Raw genomic sequence first — 24,369 nt, 5'->3', positions numbered from 1 at the left:
AGCGCTCAGCATGCTTGCAGGCCGCCGCATCGGCAGGCGCCTGCAGGCTTTCGGTCCGGATACGCATTTTTATCCGGCAGTGCCTTCAATAATACATATACTAATTGGATCCGGACGCGCTGTCAAGTGCTGATTCTGCTGTTTCATCACGCTCCGGCTGATGGCAGCTGCCACAAACCCTGCCACTCTCATCCTTCTATAATACATAAAGGCCGGCGCCTGATGACGGATCAGCCGGCGCCGGCCTGCATTCATAAATCAGGAGGAATCCGTGGGGGGAGTTCTTCCAGGATTTATGCCGGGATATAAATACTGCAATCCCTGACATATTATATCATTAAAGTATCGAAAATGAAAGAATGAATCCTGCAAATACAATAGAAACCATAGAGAGCAGTTTCATCAGAATATTGATGGAAGGTCCGGAAGTATCCTTAAATGGATCGCCGACAGTGTCCCCCACCACCGCTGCTTTATGGGCTTCGCTGCCTTTGCCTCCATACTCTCCCTTCTCGATGAATTTCTTTGCATTATCCCAGGCACCGCCGGCATTGGCCATCACCACAGCCAGCAGAAAGCCGGTGACTGCCGCTCCGGCCAGCATGCCCACCACACCGTTCACACCCAGGATCAGTCCGGTGATGATCGGTGCCGCCACCGCCGTAACCGCAGGCAGCAGCATCTCTTTCTGTGCGGATTTGGTACAGATATCCACACACTTCTCATAATCAGGGTCTGACCTGCCTTCCATCAGTCCGGCGATTTCCCTGAACTGTCTCCGCACCTCCAATACGATGGACTGAGCCACTCTCCCTACGGAATCCATTGTAAGAGCGGCAAACAAAAACGGGAGCATGCCGCCGATAAAAAGTCCGATCAGTACCGGAGGATTGGTAACCGACAGATTAAACGCAGCATCTGGCCTAAGCACCTTTACCTGCTCCACATAGGAAGCGATCAGAGCCAGCGCGGTCAGCGCGGCCGAACCGATCGCAAAGCCCTTTCCGGTGGCCGCTGTTGTATTTCCCAATGAGTCCAGCGCATCCGTGCGCGTTCTCACCTCTTCCCCCATATGAGAGCCATTTCCGCGATGCCGCCGGCATTATCGGCAATCGGCCCATAAGCATCCGTCGCCAGTGTGATGCCCAGTGTGGAAAGCATACCCACCGCCGACAACCCGATTCCATACAGTCCCATATTATAAGATGCTCCGCCTCCCGCGGCGAAATAACTCACCAGGACCGAAGCGGCAATGATCAGTATGGGCACCGCCGCTGAGAGCATACCCAATGAAAGCCCGCTGATAATGGTCGTTCCCGGACCTGTGAGCGCTGATTTTGCCAGTTTTCTCGTGGGCCGGTAAGAATCCGAGGTAAAATATTCGGTGGAAAGTCCGATCAGCACCCCTGCAGCAAGCCCCGAAAGTACAGCAAAGTATACGCCGTTGTACCCGCTGCCTAAGCCGAATCGGATTAGGAAGTACGCCGCTGCCGCGATCAGCAGCCCGCTGATCCAGACGCCATGCCGCAGCGCGCCCAAAAGCTGTTTCTGATCCGCACCTTCTTTTGTCCTTACGAAAAAGGATCCGATGATCGAGGCTAAAATGCCTATGGCCGCCAGCACCATCGGTATCATCACACCGTTAAAGCCCAGTCCTGCAGCCGCGGCCAGCGCGGCCGTGGATATCACAGACCCCACATAAGATTCATACAGGTCCGCCCCCATGCCGGCCACATCCCCCACATTATCACCAACGTTATCCGCAATCACCGCAGGATTTCTGGGATCATCCTCCGGGATGCCGATCTCCACCTTTCCTACCAGATCGGCCCCCACATCCGCAGCCTTTGTGAATATCCCCCCTCCCACCCTGGCAAACAGCGCCATACTGGAAGCGCCCATGCCAAAAGTGAGCATCGCAGATGTAATGGAACGGATCTGAGCATTTTCCAAAGACTGGCCTGCTTCCAGCACCAGATGGGCCGGATTGGAATACCAGTACTTCAGGAAAAAGAACCAGATGGAGATGTCCAAAAGCCCCAGACCTACCACCACAAACCCCATCACCGCGCCGGCATGAAAAGCCACCTTCAAACCTCCGTTCAAGCTCCTCTGTGCGGCTGCGGCCGTTCTGCAGTTGGCCGCCGTTGCGATCTTCATGCCGATAAAGCCCGAAAGGCCGGAGAAAAAGCCGCCTGTCAGAAAGGCCGCCGGGACAAACACTGTCACCAGCCCGGTACAGGCGAGCACGATCAAGACAATAAACATCGCGGCAAAGAAAAATGCAACGCCCTTATACTGTCTCTTCAGATAGGCATTCGCACCCTTCCTTACAGCACCGGAGATATCCTGTACCTCCTTTGACCCCTTATCAGCCTTCAACACCTTTGCTGTCAGATATAAAGCGAACAATAAAGCAGCTATGGATCCAAGCGGAGTTAAAAATGTCAGATTCATCATTTGGCCTCCTTCCATAGGATATCACATGCTCCTGTGAGCATGGATATTCGCTTATCTTTACTTATAGTATAGTTCTGCATATCTGATTATGCAACAGAAAAGGCAGGATATACGAATATTTCCGCCGTCTGAACTGTTACTATTATTTAATTCGTCCTCACTATAGTCTGACAAATTTTGTAGCCACATTCTCGGCAAACATTCGGTCATGCTCCACAATCAAAATCGTGGGCTGATACCGGAGAATCAGCTCCTCCAGCTGTATGCGTGAAAATATATCCACATAATTGAGCGGCTCATCCCATACGAACAGATGTGCGGGCCGCACCAGGCTCCGGGCCAGCAGGACCTTTTTTTTCTGCCCGCTGCTGAAATCCTCCATATTTTTTTCGAACTGCTCCCTTCCGAAATCCAGCTGCCTCAAAACCGTTTTAAACGTCGTCTCATCCAGCCTCTCTGCCGCCACATATTCCCTTAGGGAGCCTTTCAGAAAGGATGTGTCCTGAGAGACATAGTTAATCACCAGTCCGCTGCCGCATGTCAGACGGCCGGTATGGCGCAGTTCCTCCCCCAGAATCAGTTTCAGTATGCTGGATTTACCGCATCCGTTGGGACCTGTAAGGACAACGCGTTCCCCCTGTTCCAGCTGAAAGCTCACCGGCCCCGCCGCCCTCCGATCTCCATAATAAATGCATAGTTCTTCAGCCTCTAATAGCTTACGCTTCGGATACTCCATAAGATTCATCTTCAAATCCGGTGTCTGTTCGATATCGTGCAGCAGCCCCTGTTTATCCTCTAACGCTTTCTCCTGCCTTCGTTCCAGCACCTTTGCCCGCTTCATCATCCTGGCTGACTGGGCTCCGATCGCTCCGCGGTCCGCAGCATGGGTGCCGATCTTGCTGTCCTCAATCTTATCCGACCACCCCTTTGTCCGGCGGAATGCCTCCTCCATTCTTCGGATTTCTTTTTTCAAATGCAGATTTTGATCCAGCTGGCTTTCATCCTCCTGATCCTTATTCTGCTTCCATGAATCAAAATTACCTTTCTGCAGCTGTATGCTGCACCTGTTTAGGGACAGCACATGGTCAATGACCTGATTCAGAAAGTACCGGTCATGAGAGACCAGAATGAAGCCCTTCTTCCGTTTCATATAGTCCGCCAGCTGCGCTCTCCCATCCGCATCAAGGTGATTTGTCGGCTCGTCAATCAGCAGAAAATAATTGGTCTTCAGGAAAAGGGATGCCAGCATGATCTTAGTCTGTTCCCCATAGCTTAAGGTGCCCACCGGACGATAAAGAGCCTCCTCCCGGATTCCCAGGGATGCCGTTTCTTTCTTTATGCGCTCTTCTATCGCATATCCGTCATGAGCCAGATACAGTTCCAATACTCTGCTGTATTCCTCCAGCAGGCGTTCCTGCTGCCTGCGCGCAGCTTCTGTATCCGGTTCTGCGCCTGTCGATGCGGTTTTCTCGCCCCTTTCAGTTTCCGTAAAACGGTCCAGCACCGCTTCCCAGCTGCGGTAAGGCGCAATCCAATCCTTGATCTGATCCAGCGTTCTTAGCCGCTCATCTGAAATCTGCAGCGGAAAATAGTCAAATTTCACGCTGGAGCTGATGCTGCCCCGATACTCCAGTTCTCCCATCAGCAGCTTTAAAAAGGTGGTTTTCCCCCTTCCGTTGCGTCCGATGAATCCCAGCTTCCAGTCCGTATCGATCTGGAAGGAGACGTTTTCAAAAATATTATCATACGATCCCTCATAGCAAAATGTGAGATCTGTTACTCGGATCTGTGACATATGAACCCTCCTTTAAGTAATTATTATCATCGACGGTGTGGGCGGAGCATTTTTTGTTCAATAGATCGTATTTTCCTATTGAGCAAGAAAGAATCCCGTTCGGAGGTCTTTCCCATGAAACAAAAAACACCGCAGGAATCATCCTACGGTATAAACTGTATCGTATACGCTCTGTAATTCACTTCACCTATAAAGCACACGCTTTAAAGAGCCTTCGTGATATGAGGTATCTGCATATTCAGTAAAAAATCCGTACTATCCTGCCCATCCGTCGCAAACAGACGCGGCTTGTCCGCGCAACCTGTTATTGTGGAATATTTAGTTGACTTAGCAAGCGACAGTACGATACATCCTTTCACCCTCATCTTTCATCCGTTTAATATCTGCATTTTTTCTATCATAATATAGAATCATCCATCCGTCAAGGCCCGGATCAGCTTTCACTAATTTAAAAGTAACAGTTGTTACTGTTCACACGCTGCCGATAAAGCAGCGTATGAGAGGGCAGGTGTGGTTTTTCACTTCACATCCAGTTTATAAAATATTCACAGAAATTACCCGATTGCATCCGACTGTGAACATTGACAAACGCCCGAAGCCATGCTATGTTTTACTTATTTATCCCACAAAAAACCAAAAGGAAGGGGAGTCTTTTTAATGGCATATATTGAATTTCAGGATGTGGTTAAGGAATATCAGATGGGGGAAGTTAAAATCAGAGCGCTGGACCAGGCCAGCTTCTCCATAGATAAAGGCGAACTGGTGATCATCGTCGGCGCCAGCGGGGCCGGCAAGACCACTGCGCTGAATATCCTGGGAGGCATGGATACCGCCACCTCCGGCAAGGTGTTTGTAGATGGCAAAGAAGTTACAGCACTTGGGAAAAAGGAGCTGATCCGTTACCGCAGAGAGGATATCGGATTCGTATTTCAGTTTTATAATCTGGTTCCCAACCTGACAGCGGTCGAAAATGTGGAGCTCGCTTCTCAGATCTGTAAGAATTCTCTGGATGCCGCAGACGTTCTTAAAAAAGTAGGTTTGGAAAAACGCCTCCAAAACTTCCCCTCCCAGCTGTCCGGCGGCGAACAGCAGCGTGTCTCCATCGCAAGGGCCATCGCAAAAAATCCGAAGCTGCTGCTCTGTGACGAGCCCACAGGCGCCCTGGATTACAACACCGGAAAACAGATCCTGCAGCTGCTCCAGGACACCTGCCGCAAAGAGGGGATGACGGTCGTTATCATCACACATAACTCCGCTCTGGCCCCTATGGCCGATAAAGTCATACATTTTAAAAACGGCAAGGCCGGCAGCGCAAAAGTGAACGGCCATCCTACCCCTATCTCTGAGATTGAATGGTGAGAATCTCCTCTCTCACTCTGCCCAGTTCCGTATCCGGATTTTTCGCCGGATGCGCCAGATAAAAGCCCTGCAGATAATCGATGTCAGCCCGGATCAGCGCTTCCATCTCCGCCCTGGTCTCCACGCCTTCCGCTATCACGCGTATATTGCGCGCCTTGCAGTAAGAAACCAGATTTTTCAGGATGTGCAGGCGGTCCGGGTCCGTATCAATGTTTCTGACAATGGACATATCCACTTTAATATAGTCAGGCACAGTTTCCAGCAGCACCGTTTCACCGTTATATCCCACGCCAAAATCATCCAGCGCGATACCGCCGCCCCACTGTTTGGTGATATTGCGTTTTGTATTGGTATAATCGCTGTCTGACCGCTCTTCTTCCGTCAGTTCGATGACAATTCTGCTAAGATATGCTTTATATCTCTCCTCAAAGCGTTCCCAATCCTCTTTTGCCATACACTGATTCGCGATGGAATTGAGAAACAGGCAGCAGGTGCCGCCGGATATCGGAAGCTGGCAGAAATATTCCATGGATTTAAAAAAGGTGAGGATCTCCAGCTGATCCAACTGTGACCGTACCCTAGCCAGAGCCAGAAGTTCAGCCGGATTCTGTATATTGTCAGTCTGCGGGCGCATCAGCGCCTCATATCCGAAGATCTCCCCGGTCACGGCATCCACAATAGGCTGAAAATGATATTCCAGGGCTTCTCTTTCCAGGATCATATCCAGTTCCTTCTGGCACTGCAGCTGATATGCCTCCTGATTATAGGATTCAATATTGAATTCGGTAAAACGGCCTTTTCCGTTTCTCTTCACCATATACATGGCAAAATCCGCAAAACGCAGCAGCCGCTCATAGTCCGACGCATCCATAGGATACCACGCGATTCCCGCCGACGCGCTGATACTGGTGCTGGTATAGTCCGGAAAATAGATTCTCGCCGTATGCAGGGCCTCCTGTATCTCATCACACAGCTTCCAGATCTCGTCCTGGGACTCATATCCGTAAATCAGCAGTATAAACTCGTCTCCGGACAACCTGGCAAACAGCATGCGGTCATTCACATGTCTGCGCACAGTGGCGGCAGCTTCCCGAATGTATTCATCACCGTAATCATGTCCGTATTTGTCATTAATCATCTTCAGATTATCCAGATCAATCATAATCATGGCAGCAGTTTTCAGTTTATCCGGATCACGGAACAGCTTTTTGGCCGAATTGTAAAAGGCCCTCCGGTTATAGATATTCGTCAGCAGATCAAAATCCCTGTCATGCTCGATCCGGTGTTTTTCCAGGATTTCGCGTGTGACATCCGTTGCCACCCCGAGGAATACATCGCCCTCCACATGCATCTGCATGCGCACCCAGCAGGGCTTGCCATCCGACTGAAATTCGTAAAGATAGACTGTGCCGTCCTCTGAGCGCTCCCGCAGATACTCCCGGATTTTATGCCATGCTTTCTGAAATCCGGCCGGGTCCACATAATTGGATTCCGTCTTTAGTTCTTCCATGTGGAGGATGGAAAAAAGGGCATCCGTGCAGAACACCTCTCTGCTTAAAGCCGGATTATACTCAAACGCTCCCACCGATACGCCCACCATTTCCAAAATCGTGGACAGTTTCTGCGACTCATCCGCCACCCTGTAGCTTAAATTCTCAATTGCCTCCGACAGCTCATCTATTTCACTGATATGCAGTTTCTCCAGCTTCAGGTTTTTCTCCGGATTGGCGTTTCTGACCTGGGTCATCAGTGTAAACATCGGCTTGGATATCTTTCTGGATACCACTACGATCCCCAGAATACCAATGGTAAAGGTCACAAGGCTGCCCATCAGCATCAGCTGCTGAAATCTGGAGGCGAATCCCAGCAGCTCCCCCTTTGAAACGATTCCAATGATCATCCACCGGTCCTTTACAAAAGGGGTGTTGCTGTCATACAGGGTCAGTGTCTGAACATTTGCATAAACCGTCTGGTTCATGCTGTTCTCGCAGTCCAGCGTGTAGACATTTGTCTGCCCCTCCACCTTCTTTAACGATAATTCCTTAGAATCTCCCAGGATGCTGCGCAGATAAGAGCCATCCTGCATAACAATACTGCAGTTCAGAGAGCCATCTTCCTGCTCCTGTGACTGGTAACTTGCAGCCAGCAGATAGCCTCCCTGACCGATATTGCTAAGCTCCGACTGTATCATAGTGCTCTTCAGGTAAGTGGTGGACATCTCCACCCCCAGGACCGCATACGCCTTTCCCTCATCGTCCGTAATTGGAACGGAATAGGTAAGGATCGGATAAGAATCGCTGGCGGTATCCTGATTCAGATAAAACGGACCGTACCAATAGCCAAAATCTTTATAGTTATCGCTTCCCTGTTCCTGGGCCGCCAAAAAAGGCCCGTAAAAATAAGAACCGGCCTCTTCATCTTCTCCGTCTTCGCCAAAGGTAAATGTGGGATACCAGAGAGAATCCATGGGGATTCCCTGGCTTCTGATCACTTCTGCCGGCCCGCGTTCTGCTAAAAGATCTGAATTATCCACAGAACTGTATGCAGGTTCCTGATCACGAAAATAAAGGCCGGATTTTATATCCTCACGGTCTCCGTCAAGAATCAGGAAAGCGCCCGTTACTGAATTGCGCCTAAGCAGATAAATCAGATCCTCCGACAGATCCGCAAGCAGCGTCTCTGTCAGAGGGTCTCCCACCGCTAAATCCTCTGTTGATTTCTCTTTCTCGTCCAAATATGCCTTCGTCTTACTTTGAATGGACAGCACACAAGATTCCAGATTGGACCATCTTTGCAGCATATCATTCTGCAGACGGTTGCGCTGACTGGTAACCTTGCCTTCGAATATATCAAAAGCGTTGACCTGCAGCTCATTGAGCAGGCCGCCGCGGATCACGACCAGGTAAAGCAGGGCAAACTGGACTGCCATCACCAACAGCATAGGAATCAGCATCTTCTTTAAGATGGACGTCTTCTTACGCATACCAGTCACTTTCCTTCCTGTGTGGCAGCAAGCTCCTGTTTAAACTGGGTCAGCCATTCCTGAAAATTCTCTTCCGTATCAAACATAGCCACAGCGGTGGAATAATCTGTGCCTGCATCCATCAGTTCCTGAATCTTTGCAGCATCCTCCATGGCTTTATCGGACATCGAATACTCCAGCACATCACGGGCTTGGGCTCCGCCTTCAAACGCCCGGTTTGTATACAGCTGATAATCCTCTGTCATTTTTACCGCGACTGACAGAGTCTGACGCATCGTCACTGAGAATTCTGTGTTGGTGGCACTGTCTAACGCTTTATTTATACCTTCCGCCTTGCTTGCTTCCTTTTTTACAGGAAGATAACCGGCTTCAATGGCAAACTCCGTATTTCTCTGTGCTTCGGTGAACCATTTCAGAAATACTGTGGAGGCGTATTCCTCCTTGGCCGTCTTTTTAGTCACTACCATGCCGGCACCCTGCTGCACCGCACAGATTTCCCCGTCTTTAAATATCGGAGCCGGCATTACAGCCGCTTCGATCGGATAGCTGTTTGTGTCGTCCACAATCACTTCTTTAGGAAAATAAGTAGCGGTTGTGGTGGATCCCACCAGCGCAAGAATATCTCCTACCTTGGCATCATCGGATCGAAACTTGCCATAAGATGCAAACCATCCCTTGATATACGGCACATAATAGCACTGCCAGAGCCTGCGCATAATATCGTCATCCACCTGAAAGGTCACTTTACCTTCAGAATCAACAGAAAATATCTCCGATCCCAGCTGCTTGCATCCGATAATTATGTAATTCGCCATCGCATCACGCCCGTAAAACGCCTTGCCGCCCGACCACACATAGTAACTCTCGGCCACCTCAATCAGGCCCTCCACCGTGGACAGCTTATCCAAAGAATAGCCCGTCTTGGCCGCAAATTTATCCCAGTCCGTCTTATTGATCATCAGCACTTCCGTAGCTTTGGCTGTCGGAAAGATCTTCAGCTCCTGGCCCTTGCCCAGCCGGCCTTCTTCTATGTAAGAAGGGATGTATTCCTCAATCTCATCTTCTGTCAGATATTTCTCCAGGCTCACCACAAGGCCCATCTGATCAAACTGATAGGCAGAATCCGCATATGCGGCCACAATGTTGGGAACGGGTTCTGTGCCGACTTTATTGTTGGCTGAATCCAGCACATTTTCCACAAGCTGCGCGATATTTCCCTGGCTGTAAGCCTCCACTACAATTCCCATATCTCTGCCGACTGTCGTATTAAACTCGCTGACAAGCTCATCAAATGCATTTTTTTGTGCGCCGTTATAATAATGCCAGATATCGATATTAACCGGATGATCCTTATCCAGCTTTACTGTTTCGGCATGATTGGATGAACAGCCGCATAATCCCGTCAATAATAGTACTGCGGTCAGTGCAGCCGCTAAGATTCTCTTACTCTTTTTCATCAGGATGAGCCCCCCGTATTGTGTGTGATAAAAAGAGTATAATCTATTTCAGCGGTATTTTCAATAACATTACCGGGTATACCGGCCAAAAAGATAAGATAAACATGGATTTACCTTTCCAAATGCCGGAAATATTCCTGCCTGGTACTGTCAATCTGCCGGATCAGGAATAAAATAATCAGATCACGAATAAACGTTCCAATATCCAGAGTTTTCATGGCTCCCCGCGTATACTCCAGATAAAGTATCCTCTCAATATCCGAAACCGCCGCCTGTCTGTCGTGAAGCAATAGCTCACCTGCCTGCCCGGTGCCCAAAAGCCCCATGATACAATCGCTGATCCTCTTCACTTCCTGATCTGTACAGGATCTCATGCGATCCAAAGATACCGATTCTCCGATGCGCTGGCGGATTTCCTGGCGGAATACGGCCAGCGTCACCTCTTCCTCTATGCTGATGGGGCCCGCCGGAGGGAGATCCTCGAAACGTCCGCAGACCGCTGACTCCATGCTGTCATAAATCTGATACAGCTGCGGACCCTCGATTATACATACCTTCTGCCTCTCCGCAAGCAGAAAGGCCACGCCAAACAGCTCCAGCCTCTGCCTCTCTTCTCTTTCATCCAAAGACAGCAGTTTTGCTATTTCACCTATATCCATAGACTGCTTGCTGCTTAAGACTTGGCCGATCCAGTCCCATCCGGCGTAGAAAATGCCATAAATCCGATCCTCCAGTTTGTCGCGCTCCTGCTGCTGTAAACATTCATTTCTAAGGTATTCCAAGATCCCCAGGAATCGGGCGGCATAAATCTGCATCTCCAGCGTCAGGCCATAGAAACAGGGAGAATGAAAATAGGAAGAATGCAGGGTGCAGCGCTCGTATACCTCTGGGTTTGAGAAATAAAGCCTGTCCAGATCCTCATACACTTCCTGCTGCCGTCCCACCGCACAGACCAGCAGCAGCGTAGTATCCACACAATTCTCCCGGGCTTGCTCAAATCCGTTCTGCCGCGCCGGTTCACTCCAATCCTGCAGTTCTTCACACAGTTTTCTCGCACAATCCAGCAGCTTTGTGTTCACTGTTCCATAAGAGGTCTGCTCTTCCCTGATAATATCGCCGCTGTTTCCTTCCCCGGCCAGCTCCTGCAGTACTAACAGCAGCTTTTGTATATCCCGGTCTGCCGGCCTTACATAGTGAATTCCCTTATACAGTATCCCATTCGTATACTCCTGTTCCATATATCCTCCATATATTGCGCATACTCCGCAGCGGGATGATCCTGGCCATATAAATCCGGCATGAGATAACCGGCATGCGGCAAGGAAAGGCAGAGCGTGGATGCGCTATGATTTTAAAGATTTACCGTTATCAATTACTTTGGGGAGTATCAGGCAGAAATGCCTTTAAAGACTGTTGCTGTATCTATCATAATAAATCGGGCTTGGGAATTCAAGCTGAAATACTGAATATAATGTAACATTCTGTTACTGATGTGCTGGCCGGATTCTTTGGCACGGTTTGGCTGAATAGAATCCGGACAGCACACTGATTTTTTTGAATAACAGCAATTCACTACCCGTCACAGACCGGCATGGATACTGTGAAAGCAGCACCGCCGCCTGGGGTATCATGAAGCGCGATCATGCCCTTCTGCTGCCTCACAAGCTCACTGGCTATACACAGGCCCAATCCGTAGTGATCTTTTTGGCTGCGGGAGGAATCCGCCCGGTAAAAGCGGTCGAAAATTTTATCCTTATGCTCATCCGCCACACCGAGTCCGTTGTCAATGACGCTGATTCGCACATATCTGCCGGACGCCTCTGCCTTCAGCCATATATTCCCTTTGCAGGGCGTGTAGCTGACCGCATTGTCCACCAATATTGTGAGGATCTGCTCCATCCTCCGGCGGTCGCATCTGCACATGGGGAGCGCTTCCTTAGGCAGTACCGCTTCCATCCGGATCTCCTTCTGCCGCGCCCTCGGCTCCCAGGCCTCATAAACATCCAGCAGCAGTGTATCCATCTCCACGTCCTCCATATGAAAGGTCCAGCTGCGGTTATCCGCTCTGGCTAAAAGCAGCATATCATCCACCAGGCGTGACATCTTCTGCCCCTCCTGGCGTATCACCGTGAGGAAACGGCCCTGATCCCCTGCCTCTGCCTTCTCCATCGCCGATGCGGCGGAAAGGATCACCGCCAGCGGCGTGCGCAGTTCATGAGAGGCATCCGCGATAAACTGAATCTGCTTCTGTCTGCTTTCCTTCGCCGGACGGATCATTCTGCCCGTAAAAAACCAGGAAAACAAGAGGAGACACAGCACGGCGGCAGCGTCCAGTCCCAGAACCAGCAGCCTCTGTTGCAGGATCTGTTCTGCCTGCATCCGTAAGGGGTATAAAAGCAGGCAGCTTAAATAGCCGCTGTCTTTTGGCACAACCATCGCGGAAATATAGAATTGCTGTCCGTTTTCCCTACGATAGGTATACTCCACATGCTGCGGCACCACAGTAGCGCTGGGCCCCTGGAAAATATCCAGCAGATAATTTTCCCGGGTATAGGTGACCGCTTCCATCAACAGCTCCTCGGTCTTTACATCCTGCATCTGTTCATTAAATAGGAATGGGGTGCCGTTATCCCACACCGCCAGTATATACTTACCGTTCTGCCGCACGCCCTCCATCCACTGACGGCTGATGGAGGTCTGCCCGCCAAGATAGGAGATGACCGATTCCGCGCTGCTTATAAATTCTCTGCTGTTAGCGCTTTTGGTCTGTTTTTCAGAGCTGATGAGGTATACAAAAGACACGGCGATCATAATCAATCCCGTTACCAGAGTGGCAAATACAGTCATCTCTCTTTGCAGTTTTTGAAACATATTGTTTAGTCCTCCGGCCGGCACAGGCTGTAACCGATCCCTCTGGCCGTTTTTAAGATCATCCTGCTCCCCACCGCCCTTAGACGGCGCCGCAGAAAATGTATATAGTTATCCAGATTTCCGTCCTCCACTTCCGCATCCGGTCCCCACACGCGGGATAAAAGGACCGCTCTTGGCAGCGTCCGCCCGGGATTTTTCAGAAAAGCTTCCAAAAGCTCTCCTTCCTTTCTGGACAGGCTGCAGGAACCCCTGGGACCTGTCAGGCGCTTTTCATCCGGTTCCAGCGCTATGTCTCCGGCTGTCAGCTCACGCCTGGCTGCCCAGGCCGCAGGCCGTCGGAAAATGGAACGGATCCTGGCCATCAATTCTTCATAGGCGAAGGGCTTTACCAGATAATCATCCGCTCCGGCATCCAGTCCGGTCACCTTATCCTCCAGTTCTCCCAAAGCGGTGATCATGATCACAGGCGCCATGACGCCCTGGGCGCGCGCGATACGCAGCAGGCTCACGCCGTCCATCTCCGGCAGCATACAGTCCAGGAGGATCAGGTCATATGCCTGCTGCTGCATGCAGTGGAGGCCTTCAGGGCCTTCATGGCAGACGTCTATGAGTAAACCTTCCTGCAGCAGTTGGAATTTAAGGGTGTCGCAGAGGTTTTTGTCGTCTTCTATGATTAAGATTCTCATGAGTGAAGTGTCCTTTCTTTAGCGGCCGGATATGATGGGGATTGTGTGACGGGGCAGTGGCGGAGAAACCGGCCGCAGTGGGGCCGGGACTGCTGCGATGCATCCGTTCCCTCCCGCAGGCTCACGCCTTCGTGAGTATCTTACCTCATTTTCTTCCCCCTGTCACCGGATTTTGGGGAAATCACAGAATCTACAAATTTTTTAGAGATTATTTAAAGACTGGGATGCTATAATACCTGCAACAACGATCCATCCGGCCGGCACCGCAGTCCGGAATGTTCTATCACATGCGGTGCAGAAATGAGGTATATTATGAAAAAATCTATGCAACGAGGGCTCGCAGCATGTCTGATCATCGCTATGATGCTGATTGGAGCCTGCTCAAAACAGCCTTCCGGCGGGATATCAGGCACGCAGGGGGAGGAGGGCAGCAAAGCAATGGGCCGGTATCTGGAAGAAAGTGTTCCTCTTCCTGACGGCATGACATCGGTTTCCGCTCTCGCACGGCTTGCAGACGGCACGATCCGCATGCTCTGTACGGATGCTAAGGAGGGCATGCATGTGTTTGACTCCAAGGACAACGGGCTGACTTTTAAGGAGGCCGAAGGCTACAGCGAAATCCTTGAAGAAGCGGGCTTCGGGCCCCAGACGGGGACTGAAGCAAAAAACAGCGGCAGTTTCTACGCTTCTACGTCCGCGATCAGCCGGGAAGGGGCACTTCTGATCAACAAGCAGATCTTCTCAACAGGGGACGGCAGCGAAGAAAACACCTCGCTGGACAGCCAATGGTACTATATAAGCAGCGATCTTAAACTGAAGCAGATACCGGTCACATTCAGCAGCACGGCAGAGATAGCGTCCTATAGCCAGATGCCCAATTCCAGCGGTTTCACGGCTGCCGGTGAGCTACTGGTATCAAATATTACGGGAGAACTGCTGCAAATCAACCCGGAAACCGAAGAAGTCCTGCACACCTATCAGGACTGCCTGACCACCTTCTGTATCGGAACTACCCTGTATGCCGTGACCTCCTCCGGTATAGACAGCTATGATACCACCACCGGCCAGCTTCTTGCCGCCGACAGCGTGTTAAATGATTTCTATAAAAATGCAAAAGGTGAAACATCTAACGGCGTTGCCGTCAGCACCGTAGGATCCGGCGCACTTCTGATGGCATCCGGGAAGGAAGACGGCTCTGTCTACTATCTGAATTCCACCGGGCTGTACCGCCATGTTAAGGACGGAACTGCCATGGAACAGATCATAAACGGCTCACTGGTATCCTTCAGCAGTCCTGATACCTCTCTGGCACACATGACAGTAAATGATGACGGGACGTTCCTGATCTCTGCCTATACACGCACGGGAATGCAGCTCTACCGCTATGCCTACTCCGACCAGGTGAGCGCCATGCCGGAAAAAGAGCTTAAAGTTTATTCCCTGACAGACAGCATGACCGTCCGCCAGTCAATTGCCGCCTACCAGAAACAGCACCCGGATACATTTGTTTCATTGGAAATCGGTATGTCCGGCGACGATGCGGTGACCGCATCCGATGCGCTCCGTACCTTAAACACAAACATCATGGCCGGCAAGGGGCCGGATGTGCTGATACTGGACGGTATGCCCATCGACTCCTATATAGAAAAAGGCATGCTGGCGGACCTGTCCGGTCTGCTGGATGAGATTGAACAATCCGACGGACTCTTTGAAAACATTGCCCGGGCTTATGAGAAAAACGGCCAGGTAAATGCGGTCCCCACCGGGTTTCAGGTGCCGATCCTGCAGGGGAGCACCGCCAGCATAGAGCAGGTGTCAGATTTAGCCTCCCTGGGCGATCTGGTTTCGTCCCTGCGCGAATCAAACCCGGATAAGAGCACAATCCTTACCCGCACTGACAGCGACGATCTGCTGAATTTGCTGTATCCGGTCTGTGCACCGGCCTGGTTCTTGCAGGATGGCACAATTGATGAGAGTAAGCTGAAAGAATTTCTGACCGTGCTCAAAAAGATCGGCGATGCCGAAAAAGCCGGCACCGGCCAGGAAGAACCAGATCAGACGATTGTTTTTGTCGGCGGCGGGGGCTTAAGCAGCAATACTGCGGATGCATTGATGGGACTCTTTGATTATCTGTACGGAAACCGTGTTTTAAACGCAGGTGCTATAAGCTCAGTCAATGATCTCTCCTATATTATATCCGCCAATGATTCGCTGGGCTTGTCCTATGTTCCCATGAACGGTCAGGCATCCAACGTATATATTCCAAGAAATATCGTCGGCATAAACGCCAGAAGCGGACAGATCGGGGATGCACAGGACTTCATCCGGGCCTTTCTCTCGAAAGAGAATCAGCTCATGAGCACCGAAGGCTTTCCTGTAAACCGCGCGGCCTTTGACCAGGCCTGTGATAAAGAAGAAAATCAAAGCGGCGATGCGGATCTGGGCAGTCTCTCCGTCAGTGATGCGGCGAGCGGTGAAGCCACCCTCACCATCCATTGGCCGTCTAAAGAGCAGCTGAATGAGTTCCGGGCTATCCTTACAGCTCTAAACACGCCCTGCGCCATAGACTCCACGGTTTTGGATGCGGTAAGAGCCCCTGCCGGCCGCTATTTAGACGGCAGCATAGATCTGGATACGGCGGTATCGGATATTATGCAGAAAATCAATCTCTACCTTTCCGAATAAATCACCGGGGCCGGCTTCGACTTAGATGCCGGCCCGTTTCTCCTCAATTCACTGAAAGGATCCTATTTTATGAAAAAAAGACAGATGACCGGAATCCTCTTTGTACTGCCCAGCCTCATCGGTGTCTGTATCTTTGTGCTGATCCCCTTTCTGGATGTGATACGGCGCTCCTTTCTGGAAGCGGTGAACAGCAGGTGGGTAGGGATACAGAATTATCTGACGGTTTTCACCAATCCGGCCTTCCTTCTGGCCGGTAAAAATACGCTGCGCTTTGTGGGAATCTGCATTCCTCTGCTCATCGTCCTGTCGCTAAGCATCGCCGCCTTTTTAAACAGGCAGGCGGCAGGGGGCATTTTAAAAACCTGTTTTCTGCTTCCCATGGCCATACCCGTGGCCTCCGTGGTGCTTTTATGGCGGGTGCTGTTTCACAACAGCGGCCTGCTAAATCATCTGCTCCATAGCCTTGGATATGCCGGAACGGACTGGATGAATACCGGCTTTGCTTTTTGGATTCTGGTCATCAGTTACCTGTGGCGCAATCTGGGCTACAACATTGTGTTATGGATGGCGGGCCTTTCCTCCATACCGGTCAGCCTGTATGAGGCGGCCAGAGTGGACGGAGCAGGTTCCTTCCAGTGCTTCCTAAAGATCACGATGCCAGGCCTCATGCCCACGCTGTTTACCATTTCCGTTCTGTCGCTTCTAAACTCCTTTAAGGTGTTCCGCGAAGGCTATCTGGTGGCTGGGGATTATCCCCATGAAAGCATGTATCTGCTGCAGCATTTGTTCAATAACTGGTTTCGGGATCTGTCGCTGGATAAGATGGCGGCCGGGGCCGTCACCTGTGCTGCCGTGATATTCGCTTTAGTGCTGATCCTTAAAAAATCCTGGGGCGGCGAGGAGGACTGACCGAATGAAAAAAATACTACCGCTTCTCTTCTGTTTTCTGCTGGCGGGCATCGCCTGTTATCCCATACTGTTTCTTTTGACAGGCTCGCTGATGGCCGATACAGAACTTTCTTCACTGCTGGGACCGGTCCTTAAAGGCAGCAAAGGCTATGCATCCTTCCGCCTGCTGCCAATGATGCCCACCTTAAAACACTATGCCGGTCTGCTTCTGGACTCACCGGAATTCTTTGTGATGTTCTGGAACTCAGTAAAGTTAACCGCGGGGATCCTGGCCGGGCAGGTGCTTGTGGGCATACCTGCCGCCTGGGGGTTTGCCAAATACCGTTTTCCCCTGAAAAAAGCCGTTTTTACCCTGTATATACTGTTGATGATGATGCCTTTTCAGGTGACCATGCTCTCCAACTACCTGGTTCTCGACCGCCTTCATCTTCTTAATACCCATGCCGGCATCATTCTCCCGGCGGCTTTTTCCACATTTCCGGTATTCATCATGTACCGTTTTTTCTGCGGCGTGCCGGGTTCCATCCTGGAAGCCGCGCAGATTGACGGCGCGGGCCCGCTGCAGATTTTTCTTCATATCGGCCTGCCTTTAGGCTCCGCCGGAGTGGTTTCTGCGGTCGTGTTAAGTTTTCTGGAATACTGGAACTTAATCGAGCAGCCCCTGACCTTTCTGCAGGATAAACGCCTGTGGCCGCTGTCACTGTATCTGCCTAATATCAGTCTGGACCGCGCAGGAATAGCTTTCACCGCTTCAGTCACCGCACTTTTTCCGGCCGTCCTGATCTTTCTTAGCGGGCAGGATTATCTGGAACAGGGCATCATTGCCAGCGCTATAAAAGAATGACAAATGTATAATGGAGGTAACACATGAATAAACTGCTCCGAAAAATAACTTCTGTCCGGATCCCTGACTTTCAGTCGGTCTCCCTGCGCCAAAAAGCCCTGCGGTGCCTGGCGGGATTTATGTTTCTGATGATACTGCTCACCCTTCTTTCGAGAGCCGCCCGCAGCATGACCATAGCCGAGGCAGTCCTGGCATCTCCGCAGAAAATGACCATTGACTATAATATCACCGCTAACGGCCGCACCGTACAGGATCAGGAAACCGCGCTCTCCACCCTCCCCAATGTGAAAGTGAAGCAGGTGCATGTGAGGGAAGGCGAATCCGTAAAAGCGGGCGATCCGCTGTTTACGCTGGATACGGAGGATTTAAGCGCCCAGATCCTCGCCCTGAACCAGGAGATCGAAAAGATGAAGCTGCAGGCTCAGGCGGCTGCTTCCAACAATCGGCTGGATCAGGAAAATAAGGAAAACAGCATCGCACGCGCCAGAGAGGATTACAACACAACAAAAGAAAAGACAGACAAGCTCATACAGCAGGCGAAGCAGGCCATGGACGAAGCCAGCCAGGCGCTGACCGACTTCAGGAATAAGCCTTCCCAAAACGGTCAGAACGATATACTGGAAGGCCTGAAAAATGCATACAATACAGCCCTTTCCCAGCAGCAGAGCGCACAGGACTCTCTAAACACGCTCAACAAAGAACTGGAAGAAACCGTTCAGGCCAGGATTCAGGAAGCACAATCCGGCCTCTCAGGCAATGCCATACTGACCGAAGAAGAAAAAAAGAAGATCGAAGCTAAGGCCAGGGCCGAATACGAGCCGCTTTTGTCACAGGCGGACAGGACATTAAAAAATGCCTCCGATGTCTCCGCCAATGCTAAAACCGCTCTGGATCAATACCAGGCTACCGTAAACAGCAACGCGGGGGAAGAGCGGAAAGCGCAGGAAAAGGCTCTGGAAGACGACTATAATGCGAAAAAGCTGGCCTATGAGGATGCGCTGGCTTCACAGGCAGAGAGCCTGCGGCAGGCAGAACGGGCCATCGAGGATGCCGACAGCCCTAAACGGGCCGACAGCTCTGAAACGATCGCGAAGCTCGAGCTGAAAGAGAAAGAAGATGCTCTGAAAAAGCTGGAAGATATGCTGGCCTGTGAGGGCGTTGTAACATCTTCCGCGGATGGACTGATCCTTAAAGTGTCCGTGATGACAGGTGAACCCACTTCATCCAATACCAGCATACTTCTTGCCAATGCAGATGCCGGATGCAGGTTTACCGCGCAGATTAGTGCAGAGGACGCGAAGCATCTAAACCGCGGCGACAGTGTCATCTTAAAAGTCGGCAATGACAAAAAAGAGCTGAAAGATCTGACCATTGATACGATTGAGGTCAACGCCGAAAATCCGGATCTCTATGACATATCGGTGAGTATTCCCAAGGGCCTGGCACAGATCGGTTCCGCCGCAGTGCTGGAAGCCACCAGCAGGTCAAAAATCTATGAAAGCTGCGTGCCTCTAAGCGCGCTGCATATGGAACAGAATAAAAGCTATCTGCTGATCCCCAAAGAAGTGCAGACCGTACTGGGATCCGAATGGACCGTGGAAAAACTGGAAGTCACCGTATTGGAGAAAAACGGGAAATACGCGGCGCTCTCTCCCACCGATTTTCCTTCAGGACAAAAATTCGTTGAAACCTCCACCAAGCCGCTGCAGACCGGCGACCGCATACGTCTGTCGGAAGAATGAAGGCGGCAATGAGATATCTGGTCTTATTCCTGCTGTCAGGAGCCCTTCTTATATGCATGGCAAAGGCTCTGGCAGATGCGGACCGGCTGGATATCTCATCCACTGCCTGGCTGTTTGATCTTACCGATACACCTTTAAATCCGCAAAAGGCAGCCGGTATGCTGGCGCAGGAACAAAGTGAAGCCCATCCCATGCCTTTTCTGCTCTGGAGCCAGCTGTTGGAAAAGCAGATAAGAAACCCTGTCCTGAACCGATCCGCAGCCGCCGGCTGTCTGATCGTTTATGGTGACAGTTCCCTGCTGTTTGGCCAAACCGTTTTGGATCCTTCCGATCAAAAGGGCTGTCTGATCTCCAAAGACCTGGCCTATCGTCTGTTCGGAAGCGTAAATGCGGATGGGATGGAAATTGAACTGGACGGCCGCACGCTCACGGTACGGGGTGTCCTGGATCAGTATGACGGTATTATTGCGGCCGCACCCCTGCCGTCGGATCAGGCAGAGCTAAACATGCTCACGCTCGGACGGCCGGATGATTCACAAAGCACGGATAAAGATGCACAGTCTTTTATGGACCGGCATGGCATCTATGGAACCTCCCGCCGGATTTCCCTGTATCATACGGCCGCAAGGCTGGCCGCTGTGCTCATGCCGCTGCTTGCAGCCGCGTGGGGCTGTGGCAAGCTGTTTAAACAAGCCTTCCGGCTGCGGCATTTACCTGTACCGGCTGCAGGCTGTTTTCTGACCGCGGCAGCCGCGCTGGCAGTGTTTCTGTGGTTTATGCCGTATCCGCCGCGTTTTCCCGCATCGCTGATCCCCGGCAGCTGGTCAGACTTCACTTTCTGGCAGAACAAATTCAGCGATACTGCCGAACAAATCCGGCTGCTGGTCCAGACAGAAAAAACGGTTCCGGAACAGGCCCTGCTGGCTGTCAGCTGGAATGCGGCTGTAAACGGGGTCATGGCCGCGCTGCTGCTCCCGCTCTGGATAAAAACAGCATCCGCCGCACTTAGGGATAATCTGTTTTATCTGCTGTGCGGCTGCATGGTGCTCTCTTTTTTGGTCGCCGTATGGCTGCAAAACGATTACCGGATCATGTGGCTCCTGCTCCCCTGGGCCCTGCTCTGTCAAGCCCTTTCAAGCTATCTGAAACAGATCAGGTTAACCGTTTTGAACTGTACAGATAAATAAACAGCAGCCTGGAAAATGCCGTTTTACGCGCATTTCCCGGGCTGTATCCTCACTGTCCGGCCTTCTCCACATTTTTAAGATGCTCTTCATAGGTTTCTGCATAATAGTAATTGGCGGAATCATCATTAACGAAATAATAATAATCGGTATCCGCCGGATTCAGCGCCGCCTGAATCGCCTTCATGCCAGGATTGCTTATGGGACCGGATGGAAGCGCATCACAGCGGTAAGTATTGTAATAGGCGCTGTATCTGTCCTGATCCCCGTCAATGTAGGGCTTGATATGTTTCTCCACATAAGTGATCGTAGCGTCCAATTCCAGCTTCATGCCCGCATCCAGACGGTTATAGATGATGGACGAGATATTGGGCATCTCATCCGGATTGGCGCCCTCTTTTTCAATCATGGAAGCAATGGTCAGCAGTTCATAGACGGACAGCCCCTTATCGGCAGCCGCGGACCGTATTTCATCGCTGATCTTCTTTTCCGTATTGCGAAGGAATACGCCGATCGCATCCTCCGGCTTGCTGTCGCGGTAAAAATCATACGTATCGGGGAAGAGATATCCTTCCAGCTTAAAACAGCGGTGTTCGTTTTCCGGTATCTCTGCTACCAGGCTGTAATAGCTGTAATCAAAGCTGTTACACACCTCAAACAGGCTCTCGGCGCTGCATACACCGTTTTCTTCCAGCTTGTTAAATATCTGTGCCACCGTATACCCTTCCGGTATGGTGATGCGGACTGTAGGCGATTCCGTTGTCTCCCCGGCCTGACTGCCGCTGCTGCCGCCGTCAGAAGGCGCTGCCGGATCCGTTCCCGCATTTCCGCGTTCAAAATCCATGCTCACGGTTTCAAAAGCTCCGTCGCTGATCTTTCGTATCTGATAAGTTACGGATATGGTATCCCCGCCTGCGGCGGTAGTCACAGAGGCCTGGGCGGTATAGGTGTACTCTCTCGTTTCCTCATCGGACAGCTTCACATTCCCGCTGGTCAGCTGATACGCATCGATGCGCTCGCTCTCATCCACCTCATCGGACTTTAAACCGTCCAGGTATTTGCGAAAGCTGGAATCTCCCAGATCCTTCACCGTCTTAAGTTCATCCTCGGTATTGGCGGCAGTCGTTTCATCCGCTTTACCGCTCTTATTGCAGCCTGTCATCAGCAAAACAAAAGCGATGAGCATAAGCAGGTATTTCATCCGTTTTTTCATTTTCTTCCGTTTCTCCTTTCCAGCATGTCCAGACTTTCTTTCAGTTTGATGACCGACCAGCGGTACTGCCCTTCATCCTCATATTCTCTGTAATAGCACTCCACAATCATGATCACATACATATAGATATTATAGAGCAGTCTGCGGATCATCTCATGATCCGAAAACTCTGTCCTGCCATATCCTCTCAAAAATGCCTCCGGCCTTTTGGGCTCCGTAATCATGCGGAAATAGTGTTCCATCAAAGGATCGCCCCACAGCGCCCGTTCAAAATCGGTGATTCCGGTTATTTTACCGTCCTTCACAAACACATTTCCCGCCCAGAGATCCCAATGAACCAGGGCCGGTTCGCTCACCTCATCCAGCACATCCAGATTGTGGGATACCGGCGATCGCACTTCTTCATAACCGACTCCCAGATCCGCGGATACACGCATGCCGTCGTCCAGCGCATCTTCTAAAAGAACTGCAAACGCCTCTCTCCAGCTGTTTTTTTGCTCCTTTATCCTTCCCAGACACCCGAAGCTTAGGCCCTTCAATCCATTTATCTGAGCATTGCAGCGGCCCAGGCTTTCCTCTATCTGATCTCTGTCTGTATCCGTCATCCACTCCATACACTCGCTGTAGGGCAGGCCCTCCAGCTTCTCCATAAAAAAATAGTCTGAGTTACACAGATGATGAGTGTTGTCATAACAGTATATATGCGGAACCGGCACTGCGGTTTTCTCTTCCGTCAGCCGCATTGCCTCCACCTCTGCCTGCATGATGTTCTTTTCATAGGTTAAAAGACGGTCTGTGCAGGGCGCAATCTTTACAATCACCTGCCGGTCATCCGCAAGTGTCAGCTCATAGGCCGCATTAAAGTAACCGCCGGTCAGCTCCCTGACCTTTGTACTCTCCGCCTCCTGTTGGTTTAATCCCAAAGCGAATACGGCCATTCGCCGAAGTACGTCCTCCGATTGAGCATGCTTGGTTTTGCTGTACATAACGGCCTCCCAATCTTTTATCGTTTTACCGTTCATTTTATCATGAACAGGCTCCGTTTTGTAAAATACGGGCTGCATTTATGTTAACATATTCCGAAATCATATGCAACTGTTCCCTGTAGCAGAAGCAGGCCGGCATCCCTTTAAAGAAGTGCCGGCCTGTTTCAAAATTTCCGCTGATGCAGGACTGCCGGCCACATTCTGTCAGCTTAACAGCTTTTTCACATTCAGCTGTCCCCAGCCCTGATGGCATTTGGCAAATCCCAGGTCATCGCAGCTTTCCCTAAGCTTCAGCTTCACTTCCGCGTTGGTAAGCCACGGCTGCTTCTCCAGCAGCAGGGCAATTGCTCCCGATACAATCGGAGTGGACATGCTGGTTCCGCTCTTTACCGCATAATAGTTATGCGTTTTCTGGTACAGACCGTTGCAGGAGATGATATTTGAGCCCGGCGCTACAATCTCAGGCTTTACAATACAGCAGTCTCTGGTAGGGCCGCGGCCGGAGTAATGCACCATCTTGGTGCCGAATACCTCTACCATCTTGGCATCGTCAGAGCAGCCCACCGTAATCACCTTCCGGCTTATGCCGGGCGTCGTGATCGTGCTCTGCCCAGGTCCCAGATTGCCGGCGGCAACTACCACCACAAGCCCCTGATCCCAGACTTCTTCCACACTGCGCACCAGAATGGAATCCTCTCCCATCCCTTTTTTGGCCAAAGCACCTACCGATATATTTACAATACGGATTCCGTATCTGTCTTTATTTTTAATGATCCAGTTCAGGCCGGACAGCACATTGCTTAAGCTGCCGTTGCCTTTTCTGTCCAGTACCTTTAATGAGATGAGATTGCAGCCGGGGGCCATTCCGACAATTTTCCCCTCTGAAGCCGCTCCGCTGCCGCCTATAATTCCGGCCACATGGGTGCCGTGCCCGTTATCGTCATAGGGAATGCTGCGGTTTTTAAGAAAGTCACAAAATCCAAGGATTCGGTTATCAAAATCCGGATGCGGTGTGATCCCGGTGTCCAGGATTGCCACGCCTATGCCTTTTCCGGTAATTTTTTTCTTATGTGCGCCTTCTCCGTGCACTGTAGCGATTGCATGGAGCATCTGCGCCTGTAGGCACATCGATTGATCGTATATCCGCCTCATGATTTCCTCCATTAAAGTGCATTCAGCCTTTTTTGTCTGATAC

The 24,369-nt window shown here is 51.0% G+C and carries 15 protein-coding genes and 1 pseudogene; 6 read left to right on the top strand and 10 right to left on the bottom strand.

Annotated features, from left to right (window positions below):
• Window positions 1-337: 337 nt before the first annotated feature.
• A pseudogene (locus tag DWZ56_RS03720) lies at window positions 338-2,457 on the bottom strand (sodium-translocating pyrophosphatase).
• A gap of 163 nt (window positions 2,458-2,620) precedes the next feature.
• Window positions 2,621-4,255: a ribosomal protection-like ABC-F family protein gene (gene abc-f / locus DWZ56_RS03715; RefSeq protein WP_118555043.1), complete on the bottom strand. Its 1,635-nt coding sequence runs from the start codon at window positions 4,253-4,255 to the stop codon at window positions 2,621-2,623.
• Between the two features lie 657 nt (window positions 4,256-4,912).
• On the opposite strand from abc-f, the gene DWZ56_RS03710 reads away from it, so the two are divergent.
• Window positions 4,913-5,614: an ABC transporter ATP-binding protein gene (locus DWZ56_RS03710; RefSeq protein WP_118555042.1), complete on the top strand. Its 702-nt coding sequence runs from the start codon at window positions 4,913-4,915 to the stop codon at window positions 5,612-5,614.
• On the opposite strand, the gene DWZ56_RS03705 is transcribed toward DWZ56_RS03710, so the two are convergent.
• The 5 genes from DWZ56_RS03705 to DWZ56_RS03685 form a co-directional block, all read right to left on the bottom strand.
• Entirely contained in the window at window positions 5,592-8,597 is a 3,006-nt protein-coding gene (locus tag DWZ56_RS03705; protein ID WP_118555041.1) for a bifunctional diguanylate cyclase/phosphodiesterase, read from the bottom strand. The genes DWZ56_RS03710 and DWZ56_RS03705 overlap by 23 nt on opposite strands.
• Window positions 8,598-8,602: 5 nt before the next feature.
• A complete protein-coding gene (locus DWZ56_RS03700; protein WP_118555040.1) occupies window positions 8,603-10,054 on the bottom strand; it encodes an extracellular solute-binding protein in 1,452 nt (483 codons plus the stop codon).
• 110 nt (window positions 10,055-10,164) lie between these two features.
• On the bottom strand, window positions 10,165-11,292 hold the full coding sequence (locus DWZ56_RS03695) for a hypothetical protein (protein ID WP_118555039.1): 1,128 nt from the start codon (window positions 11,290-11,292) through the stop codon (window positions 10,165-10,167).
• Window positions 11,293-11,626: 334 nt separating this feature from the next.
• Window positions 11,627-12,925 carry a sensor histidine kinase gene (locus tag DWZ56_RS03690; RefSeq protein WP_118555038.1) on the bottom strand — a complete coding sequence of 433 codons (1,299 nt, stop codon included), beginning with the start codon at window positions 12,923-12,925 and terminating at the stop codon, window positions 11,627-11,629.
• 5 nt (window positions 12,926-12,930) lie between these two features.
• Complete coding sequence (locus tag DWZ56_RS03685; RefSeq protein WP_118555037.1) at window positions 12,931-13,611, bottom strand: response regulator transcription factor; 681 nt, start codon at window positions 13,609-13,611, stop codon at window positions 12,931-12,933.
• Between the two features lie 312 nt (window positions 13,612-13,923).
• Here DWZ56_RS03685 and DWZ56_RS03680 point away from each other — a divergent pair, with 312 nt between their 5' ends.
• From DWZ56_RS03680 to DWZ56_RS03660, 5 genes are all read left to right on the top strand, one after another.
• Window positions 13,924-16,296: an extracellular solute-binding protein gene (locus DWZ56_RS03680; protein WP_158584431.1), complete on the top strand. Its 2,373-nt coding sequence runs from the start codon at window positions 13,924-13,926 to the stop codon at window positions 16,294-16,296.
• Window positions 16,297-16,365: 69 nt separating this feature from the next.
• Window positions 16,366-17,205, top strand: a complete 840-nt coding sequence (locus DWZ56_RS03675) for a carbohydrate ABC transporter permease (RefSeq protein ID WP_118555035.1) — start codon at window positions 16,366-16,368, stop codon at window positions 17,203-17,205.
• Between the two features lie 4 nt (window positions 17,206-17,209).
• A complete protein-coding gene (locus tag DWZ56_RS03670) occupies window positions 17,210-18,049 on the top strand; it encodes a carbohydrate ABC transporter permease (RefSeq protein ID WP_118555034.1) in 840 nt (279 codons plus the stop codon).
• A 23-nt stretch (window positions 18,050-18,072) separates the two neighbouring features.
• Window positions 18,073-19,791: a biotin/lipoyl-binding protein gene (locus tag DWZ56_RS03665; RefSeq protein ID WP_118555033.1), complete on the top strand. Its 1,719-nt coding sequence runs from the start codon at window positions 18,073-18,075 to the stop codon at window positions 19,789-19,791.
• Window positions 19,792-19,799: 8 nt separating this feature from the next.
• Complete coding sequence (locus tag DWZ56_RS03660) at window positions 19,800-20,978, top strand: ABC transporter permease (RefSeq protein WP_147369379.1); 1,179 nt, start codon at window positions 19,800-19,802, stop codon at window positions 20,976-20,978.
• 49 nt (window positions 20,979-21,027) lie between these two features.
• On the opposite strand, the gene mltG is transcribed toward DWZ56_RS03660, so the two are convergent.
• From mltG to DWZ56_RS03645, 3 genes are all read right to left on the bottom strand, one after another.
• Complete coding sequence (gene mltG / locus DWZ56_RS03655; RefSeq protein WP_118555031.1) at window positions 21,028-22,188, bottom strand: endolytic transglycosylase MltG; 1,161 nt, start codon at window positions 22,186-22,188, stop codon at window positions 21,028-21,030.
• Window positions 22,185-23,174, bottom strand: a complete 990-nt coding sequence (locus DWZ56_RS03650; RefSeq protein ID WP_158584430.1) for a phosphotransferase family protein — start codon at window positions 23,172-23,174, stop codon at window positions 22,185-22,187. The genes mltG and DWZ56_RS03650 overlap by 4 nt, the downstream gene beginning before the upstream one ends.
• Window positions 23,175-23,378: 204 nt before the next feature.
• Complete coding sequence (locus DWZ56_RS03645; protein WP_118555220.1) at window positions 23,379-24,284, bottom strand: S8 family peptidase; 906 nt, start codon at window positions 24,282-24,284, stop codon at window positions 23,379-23,381.
• Window positions 24,285-24,369 lie beyond the last annotated feature (85 nt).

It is taken from the genome of Lachnotalea sp. AF33-28 (assembly GCF_003477885.1).
Taxonomy (GTDB): Bacteria; Bacillota; Clostridia; order Lachnospirales; family Lachnospiraceae; genus AF33-28.
Note: the sequence above shows the minus strand (reverse complement) of the source record. Positions and strands in the feature narration are given on the sequence as shown.